Genomic DNA, 12,833 nt, shown 5'->3' with positions numbered 1-12,833 from the left:
TTCTAACCTTATTATCAAAGGAATCAAATAGACCTTAATCAATTTGATATGTACGAGAGGGAGGGGCCGCGAGGTTCTTCCCTTTCTTTATATACAATAACAAAAGGGAAATCACATAGCCGGAGTTAGCTCAACATTTAGCCCAAGCGCAGAAACAATACGATAGAAAGTGGATACCTTTGGCTCAGTTCTGCCCTTTTCCACTCGAGAAATATAAGACTTATTCGTACCTATCTTTTCAGCAAGCTCCTCTTGCGTCATATTTGCTTTCTTTCTTGCTTCTTCAATGATCTGCCCTGTAAAGAAAGCATTAGCCCTATCCTCAGCAGCTCTACGCTCTTGGGTTCCTTCTCTGCCAAATGCAGCATCCAATTGCGCATCGACATCAAACATCTTTAGTTCTTTTTCGCTCATAATATTCTTTCTTTAGTTTCAATGCTTTATCTATCTCTCTATCGGGTGTCTTCTGCGTTTTCTTCTGAAAGCCGTTGAACAATATCACAATGCTCCCTTCATCATAACAAAAGAAAATCCGATAAATATTACTTTGCCACTCTATTCTTAACTCATATAAACCATCTTTGAGGAACTTCACATATTTAGCCGGTAGTCTATCTTGAGTTTTCAATAAGAGCAAACCATATAAAACTTTCTCCTGTGTGCCTTTGTCTAAGGTATCAAAAAAGTTTTTATAGTAGTTTTCGTATGCTATTATCTTTCTGCTCATGCAGCAAAGATATAAAGAGTTTATCAGTTGAGCAACTTCCAAAAGATTATTTTCAGTTTTGTACACCAAATATAAAAACAGAGAACCAATAATCATACGGAATAGGTGCTGTTTTCGTACGGAACAATCAAGAGGGTGTACAGAGGATAAATAGAATGGTTATCTTTGCCTGCGTCTAATAACCTTCACAACATCATTCCAATGAAAAGATACCACTTATTCCTCCTCCTTGCCGCCCTCCTACCCTTGACGGCATCCGCACAGAAAATAGAGAACCTGGTGGAACTGAAACAGACATCAGCCAACCCGTTGTTTCATCGCTTGGGCAAAGCACCCCGCACGCCGGCTTTCGAGTCCGAAGGCTACTGGACGTGGGGCAGTTCGGTGGTGAAAGGCGAAGACGGAAAGTACCACATGTTTGTTTCGCGCTTCCCCAAAACGCTGCCGTTCCATCCGGGATGGATGGTAGCTTCCGAGATAGTACATGCCGTAGCCGACGTGCCGCAAGGCCCTTACCGCTTCAGCGACGTAGCACTGCCCGCCCGCGGCGCGCAATATTGGGACGGACGCTCTACGCACAACCCCCGCATACTGAAACAGAACGGCAAGTACTACCTCATCTACATGGGCTCCACCCACCCCTTTGCCGACCCTACTTACGAGCAACTCACCCTGGACAGCCCCTGGTGCACCGTTGCCCGCTCCAACAAGCGCATCGGACTGGCTGTTGCCGATTCTCCCTACGGCCCCTGGAAGCGCCAGGACGAGCCTATCCTGAAGACCAAACCCAACACCTTCTACAGCTTCCTCACATCGAACCCCTCTCCCTTTGTGCAAGAAGACGGCTCCGTAATGATGATATTCAAAGGACGCCACTACCTCGACGGCCCCATGCACTCGGCCATGAGCCTCGGAATGGCTTACGCACCCTGCATCGAAGGCCCTTACCAAGTGCTGAACAACGACCGACCTATCTTTGAGGTAGACGGCCAAGGCGAAGCCGAAGACCCTTTCTTGTGGAAAGATGCAGACGGCTATCATGCCATCTTCAAAGACCACGTAGCCAAGTTTACCGGCGAACAGGGCGGCGGCGTCATGGCACACTCCAAAGACGGCATCCGTTGGACGGTAGACAAAGACCCGAAAGCCTACTCGCGTACCGTAGAGTGGGAAGACGGCCGGGTGGAGATGCAAGGACAACTGGAACGCCCCTTCATCTTCTTCGAAGACGGTAAGCCTGCCTACATCTTCTTTGCCACCATGGACGGCCCCGGAGGATTCGAGAATGCTTCCCGCTCCTGGAATATGGTGATTCCCATACAAGACAAGAAATAAAAATCCCTATCTTTGCAGCCATGAACGAGAACACAATCATACACTTCGCCCCGCTGCAAGGATACACCGACGCCATCTACCGGCAGGCACATGCCCGCATCTTCGGGGGCATCGAGACTTATTATTCCCCTTTCGTGCGCGTAGAGCGTGGAGAGATACGGCGGAAAGACATCCGCGACATCGACCCAAGCCATAATCAAGGCTTGCACCTGATACCACAGCTCATTGCGCCGGAAGTGGACAAGTTAGAACAAATAATGACCCTTTTCATCGAAAAAGAGTACAAAGAAGTGGACATAAATCTGGGCTGTCCCTTCCCCATGTTAGCCCGACGGCACAACGGTGCAGGCATGCTGCCCTATCCCGAAGAGGTAAAAGCCCTCCTGACCAATGCCGTCGAGAAGCATCCCGACATCCGTTTCTCCGTCAAACTGAGATTGGGTTGGGACAATGCCGAAGAGTGTCTTGCCCTGCTACCTCTGTTCAACGAGCTCCCCCTATCGCACATCATCCTCCATCCCCGCCTGGGAAAACAACAGTACAAAGGAGAAGTAGACCTGAACGGCTTCGAGGCCTTCTACCAGGAATGCAACAAACCGCTGCTTTACAATGGAGATCTGCATACGCCGGAAGATATACAATCCATCACAGCACGCTTCCCCCGGCTGGCAGGCATCGTTATCGGCCGCGGACTGCTTGCCAATCCTGCCCTGGCCATGGAGTACCGGCAGGGAAAGCCGATTTCTTCCGATGAAATGGCTAAAAAGGTGGGGCAACTGCACGCCGAGGTATTCAACAACTACCAGGAACTGCTGCAAGGCGGAGAAGTGCAACTGCTGATGAAGATGAAAAGCTTCTGGGAATATCTGTTGCCGGACGGAGACCGGAAAGCGAAGAAGACAATCCACAAGACGAGCAAGCTGGCGAATTATCAGGCAGCTGTCAGCAATCTGCTCGGTTCTTACTGAGAATAAGGCGGCTACTTACTCCGGCCGCCGGACACATAAGATTCATAAAGACAAGAAGTCAAGACCTTGCGTGATGCGCATTGGAAGTCAGGTTACATCCTGCCGGGACTTAGCGTACATCACATCAGGACTTAGCACCCAAAACATCCGGGTGTTTTACCCCAAAACATCCCCATCTTTTGGGGTAAAAGATCCGGGTGTTATAGTATAAAAGATCCCCATGTTTTCGAAAAAAGCATGGGGATCTTCTGTATGCTAAATAGTAATGTGATCAGGGCTAAGATATAGAGTAATAACCGCTAAGGTATACTGCAACAGCCGTTAAGGTTATTTCTTCCTCAACTCTACATCAAAGCTTGCTGCATCCCGGCAAGTGAAGCGCAATACGGTTTGCTTCTTATCTGCCGATACAAGCTTACAGTAAGGTGTCTCGGCAAGCTGCCACTCACCCTTCAGGGTAACGGTTACGGGGATCTCACCACTTTCGTTGTCTATCCACGGACGGGAGTAGATGCTGCGTTCGATGCGCTTGCCGTCTTTGTCGAAGGCTTCGTCGCTGGGACCGCGATACAAGGCAAGGTCCGGCTGAGAGACGGTGAGCAGGAGCTTGTCCTTGTCCTCGCGTATCATGACGAGGCAGGAAGTATCGGCTTTCTGCAACAGACCGTCGGCAGGAAGTGCCTGCGGGGTTTCGAACAAGACGTATGAGGTCAGGTGCTCCGGCAGGGAACGGACGATGTGGGCATTGCGGTCTTGCTGGAGAATCTTGTAAGTGGGCTTCTTGGCGAAAGCCTTCAAAGAGGCGGCATCGGTGCGGGGCAATACGGCATATTCATAAGAAGCGCCTTTCGGAGCCTTGCCGTGTTGCAGGACGAGAGATACCCAATCGCCGGAAGTAGGCTTGGTGCTACGCTCGCCCACGGTGACTTGCGGGAAGTTCTTTTCGTATTTCGCATCGCGCATGGAGGCTTTGGAGATGTAATAGCCTACGCCGTTCGGGTCGATGTAAGTCTGACCGTCGCTCTGATAAGCATCCCAGTATTGGTGCGTCTCGGGAGTAAGGGCGGCAAGCTGGAAGACGGTGGTTTCCGTGGGATATTCCGTGTTCAGGTTCTCGATGTCCGTGCCGAGGCAAACGATGGTGCCGCCGAAGAAGTGGAAAGACTTGCGGGCGCGGTGGGAACCGTTGTACTTATCGTGTTCGTGCAGCTTCATTCCGAAGTTACCGTTCAACCGGCCTTGGGACAAACCGCCCGCAAAGGCTTCGTCAGAGTAGAGCATTTCTTCCATACCGGAGAAAACATCTACATTGAGCACGCGGGCACGCAGCTGGTCGAAGGGCAGGTGGATGCTGGTTACACCGGGGATGCGGTTCCAGTCGAAACCCGCTTCTTGCCAGCCACTGGTGGCAAAAGTGACCATTTCATCGGGTTTTCCGGTCAAGATCTGCATACTGCCGTGTGCCAGGTAGCGGCCGTAGAAGTTGGCAGGCAGGTAGTGTTCGGCAGCCCAGAGGTAGCGGGAATGTCCGCGTACTACGGCCGCCCAGTTGTCACGGCGCTGTACGGACACGCAGCCGTAACCCAGTGCCAGGTTGCCTTGCGGGTCGGGTTCGGGACGGAAGCCTTGTGCTTCGAGCAGGCGCTTCATCTCCATTTCATGACGGGCAGAAGCTTTCGGAAGATATTCGGGAGCATCCTGAGCAGGCGTTTCGTTATAGGAAACCAGGCGCAGGTAGGCGGCAGCCATATCCGGGTCGTACTTCTGCTTGCCGTCCGGAGTTCCGGCAATGGCCATCGTGGCATATTGGATAGGAATCAGTTCGCCCCCGCCGTTGGGATGACGGCCGGACATGGAGAGCGACCATTGCTTCAGGTTGCAGTAGAAGCGCATGGTGAGTAGCACGTTCTTCACCGTCTGATGGGCGAACTCCGACAGTTTGAATTCGGTGCCGCTCAGCAGATAAATCATGTTCGTGGCACCGTCCAGTCCGCCTACGGCATAGGCAGGGTAGGCATTGCAGTGGTGGAAGCAGGCGCCGTCCGACTTGAACGAACCGGCCAATCCCGGTGCAGGACGACAGCCGTAGTCCAGCCAGCGGGAGAAGGAACGCAGGTATTGCAGCTTCTCCGGCGTATCTTCCATGATGAGGATGCTGGCGACGCGGCCTTGCAACTTGGTGTTGAAGGTATCTATGTCGATGCCGTTGACGGTGGGCTTGGGATATACCTCGTTGGTGATGGCGTACCAGTTCAGCGTGCGTTCGGCTTCGTCCAGTTTGCCGGCATCGCGCAGTACGTCCTTCATCAGGAAGTAAGATACGAAGAGGCCGCGCATGCTGTAACCGTAGTGGTGGATGTTTCCCCAGCAACTGCCGTAGGCTACGCCCTGGTCGGTGATGTTGTCGTACATGGCAAGGAACTTCTGCTTCAACTCGTCTCTCAAGGCGGCATCCTGCGTATTGTTGTAGGCAGTGGCAATGCGCTTCATCAGATTGAAGTATTCGCTGATTTCTATGCCCATCCTTGGGAACATATCCTTGTCCCAATTGGGAATCAGACGTTCGTATGCCTCGGACTGGCGGACGAAGTAAACGGGAAGGCCGGTCACTTTGCCGTTCTTATACGTTATCTTGTAGAAGTCGTACTTCGTGCGGATGGTTTCCATCTCCTTGTCCGTAAGCCGGGAAGGGGTGTAGAGCATGTCGCGGAAGCGCTTCTCCATGGTCTTTATATCTTGCTTCTGAGATTCGTTGATGGGGGACAGGGGAATCTCCGGTTTCCACAAGGAGTGCTCGTAGATTACAAGCCAGTGATTGGTAGTACCTTTGTTTACGAAGGGCACCTGCACGTCGGCGGTCTGCTGACGGGCGTCGACCTTGCTGGCAGTGAGCATGTGGTCGAAGAAGAGCTTGCCTTCTACGTCGGGGGCAACGATGCGGATTTCGTTCATCCCTTCTTCCGGGGTGCCTTGCATGTCGCGTTCGTAGCACACCCAGGCTCCGCGCCAACCGGTGAAATTGATGCCGAAGGGGAAGGAGGTGCATCGCTTCCCGTCTTTCAGGAACTCGAACTCGATTGTTTTGTCCTGTGCCTGCTCGTTGTACACCCATACGATGAAGGCGGAAAGGTAAGTGTCCACGCCCGTAGGGTCTTTCTTCTCGAACTTGAGGTCTTTCTTGATGGAGAGGACGGCACCCGGCTCGAAAGTCCAGCTCAGGCTGTGTTCACCGTCTCTGTAATGTTCGTCGCTGATGCCGAGCTGTGCATCGGTTGCGGTGATAAACGTGGGGACTTGCGGGTCTTCGAAGGAGAGCAGGCGCTCGTGCTTCACTATTTGCGCTTGTCCGTCCACGGACGATAACATCCAAAGGAGCGCTGCTGCCCCGACTTTCCATTTACTGCTGAATTGCATCATGTCTGTTTATTTAAGGTTAGTATTTATTTGATTCACTTGAAAACCGGCAAAGCGTACGTGGTTCTGCCACAGACGCAGGGCGAAGTAACCGTCGCCCCGGCCGGGCTCTATTGGGAGGCGGAAGAGTTCTTCGCCGTCCATCCGGTAGGTGGTGACGCCGTCGGCCACACGGATGCGGATTTCGTACCAGTGGTTGGGTTTCAGGAGGTGGGGGGCGTCGGTATATTCCTTTAAGATGGGTTTTACCTTGGCGTCGTCTATGCCGTAGTATTCTCCGTGATATTCGCGGAAGCGGGTGGTTTGGTTCTCGTTGCCGCCGTAGCCTGCGTAGAAGAGGTTCAGGGTATTGTAGTTCTTGAAGTCGCCGTTGCGCCAATGGCTGCGGGAGAAGAAGTCGTCGGGATGTTGGGGGTCGTTGGCGGCCCAGAAGCAGTTGAGGTCGCTGAGGCGGTCGTACGTACCGCTCTCCATGACAACTTTTACGCGGTAGGTGATTTCGTAATCACCCGTCAGGCGGTGTTTGTACCAAAGGGACAGACCGTCGGGGGAGACGATATCCATGGTATCGCCGATGCAAGTGATCTGTACTTTCGCGGAGGAGTCTTCCGATACCCAGTCGGAGAGTCTGGCATCCGACCCGATGAAGGGAAGTATTAAAGAGAGAAGCGTTGTCAATAGAAGTTGCTGTCGCATATTTCAAGGTATTAATGATTAGAACAAATTAAGGACGATGCAAAGAAACCCCTCTTTCAGGAAAAAGAGGGGCATAAATCGTACAGAAGAAGTCTAAAAATGTAACAGCTGTCAATGTCTTCAGGGATGCAATTCCTCAAAAGCCTTATTCTCTTCCTGCACCGTATGAACCGTTTCTTCCAGTTCACTGATGGGCAGGTCGAAGTTATACCAGTCGTTGTAGCAATCGGTGACATACCACTTGCCGTCCGTCAACTCGAAGACAACACGCAGGGAGGGTTCGGACTCATCATAGCCTGCTTCGAATTCTTTATGTGCCGGCTCGTCGATGGTGAAACGGGAGATGTAGACTCCTCCTTCTTCTTCCGTGGTACGTCCTTCCTTCAGCGTCTCGCCGTCCAGCAACGCCCATTTGTCGCGGGTGAAGGGGAAAGTCTGCTCCGTCTCGCCATCATCCTGCAACAGGGCAATGGGAGATTTCAACGGAAACTTGATGCGAGAATACTGGAATGAAGCACTGGATGTGAACTTCCGGAGGAATTCCTTGAAATCTTCCTCCCCGGCGGCCGCGCTGCTGAAAGTGGTCAGCATAAGTGCCGCAAACAGACAAAAAACGGAATGAATTGTCTTCATAATGCGCTAGTTATTTTTCTGCAGGCAAAGATACAATATCTCTGTATATATCTCATTTAAAATCAAGTAAAATGTACCCTGACTGCTTGTTTTTTAAAGTAAAAGCAATACCTTTGTTTAGTTCTAAAAAAAGAAAGCAATCATGGAAACTTATTTGGAAGATAAATACATACGATTTGACTGGGCCATCAAGCGCCTGCTACGTCAGAAAGCTAACTTTGGTGTGCTCGAAGGGTTCCTGACCGTATTCCTGAAAGAAAAAGTCACCATCCTGGAGATACTCGAAAGTGAGGGTAACCAGCAGACCGCCGATGATAAATTCAACCGGGTGGACATCAAAGCGCGCAACAGCAAGGATGAAATCATCATCATCGAAATACAGAACACGCGCGAACTCTATTACCTGGAACGTATTCTTTACGGCGTGGCCAAAGCAATCACCGAGCATATTTCGCTGGGCGAAACTTACTATCATGTGAAGAAGATATATTCCATCAGCATACTGTACTTCGACATCGGCATCGGCAGTGATTACCTGTACTACGGACAGAATAATTTTATAGGTGTACATACCGGCGATAAATTGCAAATCAATGTCAAGGAAAAGAATGCGATAGTGACGCGTATGCCTGCTGAGATTTTCCCGGAATATGTTCTGATCCGTGTCAATGAGTTCAACCAGGTGGCGGTTACACCGCTGGAAGAATGGATGAGGTATCTGAAAAGCGGAATAATACGCCCCGATACTACAGCTCCCGGCTTGGAAGAAGCACGCGAGAAGCTGAAGTACTACTCGATGACGCCACAAGAGCGCCGGGCGTATGATGAACATCTTAGTGCGGTGATGATTCAGAATGATGTGATCGATTCTGCTAAATTGGAAGGGAGACTGGAAGGTATAGCAGAAGGAAGAGCAGAAGGAAAAGAAGAAGAGCGCCTCTCTGCTGCCCGGAAGATGAAGAACAAAGGATTCGACAACGCAACGATTGCCGATATCACCGGCTTGAGTGCCGAAAAGATTGCCACGCTATAAAAACAATAGAAAACATGCAGAAAGCCCCTGCGAGGCTACGGCTTCGCAGGGGCTTTCTGTCACTACCCACTTGTGGCATTTACGGTTCAGTCGCAAAACTTGGTGTTTTGAGCTACTACTGGCTGACATTTCATTCGCTCCTGACAGGGTTATGAGCAAGAGTATCTCAAACTCCTCCGCCTGAAAGGGGAGGTGCCCGTAGGGCGGAGGGGTTTTACATCCGAAGGGACTTATCTATTGCAAAATTACTCTCTGCTTATGTAAGACCCCCTCCCCCCTACGGGGTACTCCCCCTTTCAGGCGGGAGAGTTTGAGATACTCATGTTTATCATTTACTTCATTTCTATATCGATATGAATGTTACTTACACTTCAAATATTCATAACCGAAGCGGCAGCGCAGGCAATCTTTCTTATCGCAATACTCTTTCTGTAGCTGAAGCAGCGCTTGCGAGTCGGCAGCTGTAAATACCGGCAAGCCTGCACCATCCCACAGGCGGGTGACGTGGTTGTTCTCCGCCTTGAGCGACTCCAGGAAGCGGGTGGCACGGTCGCAAAGCACTTCATCGGCTTTATGCAACCCATAGGCATACAGAAACGGGATAACCGTATTGATAGCAATCAGGTTCAAAGCCCCCTCTCCTACCCGCTTCTCTTGCCGGGGCGAAGCCTTCTTGAAATTGAAGTGCTCCTCCCAATAGGCCGATGCTTTGATGGTGAGTATCTTCTTCACTGCTTCCAGCGTCTCCGCCTCCATGATCCGGGAGAAGAGAGACTGTTCCTTGTGATACAGATAGGCAAGCTGCGCCAGGCGCACATGCGGGAAGTTGCCGGGACGCAAACGCAGGAACCGCCACTGATCGGCAGTCATAGGAGCAGGCAGTTCGAACTTGTGTTGCAGGTAAGCGAACTCTTTCCGCAGTTTCAGGTAATAGTCATCCGCATCCGGCAGCTCCTCTTCCAACAAGCCGGCTTGTCCCAGGAAGAATGCCTCTACCTGCAAGAGGTTATCCCTATGTTTATCTACCGCCCGAAACGGCAAGCGCCCGGCCCATGCCTCGAAGGCGTCGCCATTCAGTCCGAAGCCGAAGTTGCGCGCAAGGGTGATGAAAAAGACATCTTCCCAATGGCGGTTAAAGCGTTCCAGCCTTTGGGATATGGCACGTGCTTTCTGCTCGAAACGCTCTACCTGCAAGGCGGACAGCCAGGAGTGAACCGTCAGCTTGGGAAGGGAAGCAAGAATGGAATAGCAAGGCGGATAAATCTCCGTCTGCCGCAACTCATCGTAACGCTGGCGGACAGACTCGGGACAAGGAAGCAGCACCTGGGGAACGAGTTCTCCATTGGTGCGGTATACATCGCAATTCGATTCCCCGACAACATGCAGGATAACCGTATCGTAGGCCCGGTCGCGGTCGTGTCCGTGGCGCAGCCAGTCCGAAGCTTGCGTGTGCACTTCGACATTGCCCACCCAGAGTGTGCCGTCAATTTTCAGCTTGGCGTTAAAGAAGTCGGGGCCTGCGTTGGTATTCGGCAGACCGGGATCTATCACTTCGACCGGTTGCCCGGAGGTGGTTCGAAGTACTTGCAAGGGAAATATTTTGTGTTTCCAAACGTAATGCAGTAGTTGTTCCATTGTTAACAAGACGTTAATGTAGAGCGCAAATGTAAGAAAAATCTTATCTTTGCGACCTATAGTTTGTTGATAAACTGAATATAATAGATAGAAACAATGAAAATTGCATTAATCGGTTACGGCAAAATGGGCAAAGAGATAGAAAGAATTGCCCTCAACCGCGGACATGAGATTGTCAGCATCATCGATGTCAATAACCAGGAAGACTTTGAATCGGCCGCCTTCAAAAGTGCCGACGTTGCCATAGAGTTCACCAACCCCATGGTGGCATACAACAATTACATGAAAGCTTTCAAAGCCGGTGTGAAACTCGTATCGGGCAGCACGGGATGGATGGCCGAACATGGAGACGAAGTAAAGAAACTCTGCACCGAAGGCGGAAAGACCTTGTTCTGGGCATCGAACTTCAGCCTGGGAGTAAGCATCTTCTCGGCCGTCAACAAATATCTGGCAAAGATTATGAACCAGTTCCCGACTTACGACGTGACGATGAGCGAAACGCACCACATCCATAAGCTGGATGCTCCAAGCGGCACAGCCATCACCCTTGCCGAAGGAATCCTGGAAAACATCGACCGCAAAGACAAATGGGTGAAAGGAACCCTCCAGGCACCAGACGGCAGCATCTCCGGCTCCAACGAATGCGCAACGGACGAACTGCCCATCAGTTCCATCCGCGAAGGCGAAGTGCCGGGCATCCACTGCATCCGTTATGACTCCGAAGCCGACAGTATCTCCATCATTCACGATGCCAAGAACCGGAAAGGCTTTGCACTGGGGGCTGTGCTGGCGGCAGAATATACAGCCTGTCACGAAGGTTTCCTGGGAGTAGAGGACTTATTCCCATTTCTAAAATAACACTATCCTCATTGAGTTACTATTAATAAACATAGCATTATGAGAAAAGCAACACGTGCCCAATGGATTAAGTTCGGTATCATCACTCTGCTATACCTTATCTTCCTCGTCTGGGTGAAAAGCTGGTGGGGACTGATTGTAGTACCCTTCATTTTCGATATCTATATCAGCAAGAAAATCCCCTGGGGCTTCTGGAAGAAATCGGAGAATCCTGCCGTGCGCAGCGTGATGAGTTGGGTAGATGCCATCGTCTTTGCATTGGTGGCCGTCTATTTCGTGAACATCTATGTGTTCCAGAACTATCAGATACCTTCTTCTTCGTTGGAAAAGTCGCTGCTGGTAGGCGATTTCCTCTACGTCAGCAAGATGAGCTACGGCCCGCGCGTGCCGAACACGCCGCTCTCCATGCCGTTGGCGCAGCATACACTGCCAGTGTTCAACACCAAATCGTACATCGAATGGCCTCAATGGAAGTACAAGCGCGTACCGGGCTTCGGCAAGGTGGAACGGAATGACATCGTGGTATTCAACTTCCCCGCCGGCGATACGGTAGCCACCAACTTCCAGCAGACGGACTTCTACAGCCTGGCCTACGAAGAAGGAAAGCGCATGTACCCCAACAAGGTAAATATGGACAGCCTGACCCGCAGCCAGCAACGCACCGTCTACGATTTGTATTACAATGCCGGACGCAACTTGATACGCTCCAACCCCAAAATGTACGGTGACATCGTGGTGCGCCCCGTAGACCGTCGCGAGAATTATGTAAAACGTTGCATCGGCCTGCCCGGCGATACGCTGCAAATCAAGGAAGGGCAAGTCTACATCGACGGAAAAGCCCTGAAAAACCCGGAAGAGATGCAGTTCAACTACTTCGTGCAAACCACAGGCCCGTACATCTCCGAAGATATGTTCCGCGAATTGGGCATCAGCAATGAAGACCAAACACTGATGACGGACGGCATGGGCTGGGAAGAGAATTTAGTGCAAATGGGACTGGACAACCGCGACGCCCAAGGCAGACTGACTCCGGTCTATCACCTGCCGCTCACCAAGAAGATGTACGAAACACTCTCCGGAAACAAGAAACTGATCAGCCGCATCGTTGTAGAGCCGGGTGAGTTCTCCGGACCTATGTACCCGCTGAATCTTTATACCAAGTGGGACCGCAACAATTACGGCCCTATCTGGATTCCGTCCAAAGGTGCTACCATCCAGCTGACTCCGGATAATCTGCCCATCTACGAACGTTGCATCGTGGCCTACGAAGGCAATAAACTGGAAGTGAAAGAAGACGGTATCTACATCAACGGACAAAAGACCGACAGCTATACCTTTAATATGGACTACTACTGGATGATGGGCGACAACCGCGACAAGTCTGCCGACTCCCGCTATTGGGGCTTTGTGCCCGAAGACCATGTAGTGGGCAAGCCTATCGTTGTATGGTTGTCACTGGACAAAGACCGCGGCTGGTTCGACGGCAAGATTCGCTGGAACCGGATATTCAAGTGGGTAGATAATATTAAATGAT

Annotated in this window: 11 protein-coding genes; 5 read left to right on the top strand and 6 right to left on the bottom strand. The window is 51.2% G+C overall.

Features of this window, described 5'->3' with window-relative positions; genetic code table 11:
• Positions 1-111 precede the first annotated feature (111 nt).
• The gene (locus AAE250_RS01065; protein ID WP_294595413.1) at positions 112-414 is read right to left on the bottom strand and encodes a helix-turn-helix domain-containing protein; all 303 of its coding nucleotides are present in this window, start codon (positions 412-414) and stop codon (positions 112-114) included.
• Positions 386-727 carry a type II toxin-antitoxin system RelE/ParE family toxin gene (locus AAE250_RS01060; protein WP_294595415.1) on the bottom strand — a complete coding sequence of 114 codons (342 nt, stop codon included), beginning with the start codon at positions 725-727 and terminating at the stop codon, positions 386-388. Before AAE250_RS01060 ends, AAE250_RS01065 begins: the two co-directional genes overlap by 29 nt.
• Positions 728-928: 201 nt before the next feature.
• On the opposite strand from AAE250_RS01060, the gene AAE250_RS01055 reads away from it, so the two are divergent.
• Positions 929-2,062, top strand: coding sequence for a glycoside hydrolase family protein (locus AAE250_RS01055; protein ID WP_294595417.1), 1,134 nt, complete (start codon positions 929-931; stop codon positions 2,060-2,062).
• A 20-nt stretch (positions 2,063-2,082) separates the two neighbouring features.
• Positions 2,083-3,030 carry a tRNA-dihydrouridine synthase family protein gene (locus AAE250_RS01050; RefSeq protein WP_294595419.1) on the top strand — a complete coding sequence of 316 codons (948 nt, stop codon included), beginning with the start codon at positions 2,083-2,085 and terminating at the stop codon, positions 3,028-3,030.
• A gap of 327 nt (positions 3,031-3,357) precedes the next feature.
• Here AAE250_RS01050 and AAE250_RS01045 read toward each other — a convergent pair whose 3' ends face one another.
• The 3 genes from AAE250_RS01045 to AAE250_RS01035 form a co-directional block, all read right to left on the bottom strand.
• A complete protein-coding gene (locus tag AAE250_RS01045) occupies positions 3,358-6,447 on the bottom strand; it encodes a chondroitinase family polysaccharide lyase (protein WP_294595421.1) in 3,090 nt (1,029 codons plus the stop codon).
• A 6-nt stretch (positions 6,448-6,453) separates the two neighbouring features.
• Positions 6,454-7,140, bottom strand: a complete 687-nt coding sequence (locus AAE250_RS01040) for a DUF6250 domain-containing protein (protein ID WP_294595423.1) — start codon at positions 7,138-7,140, stop codon at positions 6,454-6,456.
• Positions 7,141-7,260: 120 nt separating this feature from the next.
• Positions 7,261-7,773: a DUF4348 domain-containing protein gene (locus AAE250_RS01035; protein ID WP_294595425.1), complete on the bottom strand. Its 513-nt coding sequence runs from the start codon at positions 7,771-7,773 to the stop codon at positions 7,261-7,263.
• 142 nt (positions 7,774-7,915) lie between these two features.
• Between AAE250_RS01035 and AAE250_RS01030 the strand changes: the two genes are divergently transcribed.
• Positions 7,916-8,806 carry an Rpn family recombination-promoting nuclease/putative transposase gene (locus AAE250_RS01030; RefSeq protein ID WP_294595427.1) on the top strand — a complete coding sequence of 297 codons (891 nt, stop codon included), beginning with the start codon at positions 7,916-7,918 and terminating at the stop codon, positions 8,804-8,806.
• Positions 8,807-9,166: 360 nt separating this feature from the next.
• On the opposite strand, the gene AAE250_RS01025 is transcribed toward AAE250_RS01030, so the two are convergent.
• Positions 9,167-10,441 carry a DUF2851 family protein gene (locus tag AAE250_RS01025; RefSeq protein WP_294595429.1) on the bottom strand — a complete coding sequence of 425 codons (1,275 nt, stop codon included), beginning with the start codon at positions 10,439-10,441 and terminating at the stop codon, positions 9,167-9,169.
• Between the two features lie 96 nt (positions 10,442-10,537).
• On the opposite strand from AAE250_RS01025, the gene dapB reads away from it, so the two are divergent.
• Both dapB and lepB read left to right on the top strand, forming a co-directional pair.
• Positions 10,538-11,299, top strand: a complete 762-nt coding sequence (gene dapB / locus AAE250_RS01020; protein WP_294595431.1) for a 4-hydroxy-tetrahydrodipicolinate reductase — start codon at positions 10,538-10,540, stop codon at positions 11,297-11,299.
• A gap of 39 nt (positions 11,300-11,338) precedes the next feature.
• A complete protein-coding gene (gene lepB / locus AAE250_RS01015) occupies positions 11,339-12,832 on the top strand; it encodes a signal peptidase I (protein WP_294595434.1) in 1,494 nt (497 codons plus the stop codon).
• Position 12,833 lies beyond the last annotated feature (1 nt).

Source organism: Bacteroides sp. GD17 (assembly GCF_038448625.1).
Taxonomy (GTDB): Bacteria; Bacteroidota; Bacteroidia; order Bacteroidales; family Bacteroidaceae; genus Bacteroides.
The sequence above is the reverse complement of the archived record's forward strand: the minus strand, read 5'-3'. Positions and strand labels throughout refer to the sequence as shown.

Coding starts and splice junctions, on each gene's coding strand:
- AAE250_RS01065 (WP_294595413.1), bottom strand. CDS start 414: ATGAGCGAAAAAGAACTAAAGATGTTTGATGTCGATGCGCAATTGGAT.
- AAE250_RS01060 (WP_294595415.1), bottom strand. CDS start 727: ATGAGCAGAAAGATAATAGCATACGAAAACTACTATAAAAACTTTTTT.
- AAE250_RS01055 (WP_294595417.1), top strand. CDS start 929: ATGAAAAGATACCACTTATTCCTCCTCCTTGCCGCCCTCCTACCCTTG.
- AAE250_RS01050 (WP_294595419.1), top strand. CDS start 2,083: ATGAACGAGAACACAATCATACACTTCGCCCCGCTGCAAGGATACACC.
- AAE250_RS01045 (WP_294595421.1), bottom strand. CDS start 6,447: ATGATGCAATTCAGCAGTAAATGGAAAGTCGGGGCAGCAGCGCTCCTT.
- AAE250_RS01040 (WP_294595423.1), bottom strand. CDS start 7,140: ATGCGACAGCAACTTCTATTGACAACGCTTCTCTCTTTAATACTTCCC.
- AAE250_RS01035 (WP_294595425.1), bottom strand. CDS start 7,773: ATGAAGACAATTCATTCCGTTTTTTGTCTGTTTGCGGCACTTATGCTG.
- AAE250_RS01030 (WP_294595427.1), top strand. CDS start 7,916: ATGGAAACTTATTTGGAAGATAAATACATACGATTTGACTGGGCCATC.
- AAE250_RS01025 (WP_294595429.1), bottom strand. CDS start 10,441: ATGGAACAACTACTGCATTACGTTTGGAAACACAAAATATTTCCCTTG.
- dapB (WP_294595431.1), top strand. CDS start 10,538: ATGAAAATTGCATTAATCGGTTACGGCAAAATGGGCAAAGAGATAGAA.
- lepB (WP_294595434.1), top strand. CDS start 11,339: ATGAGAAAAGCAACACGTGCCCAATGGATTAAGTTCGGTATCATCACT.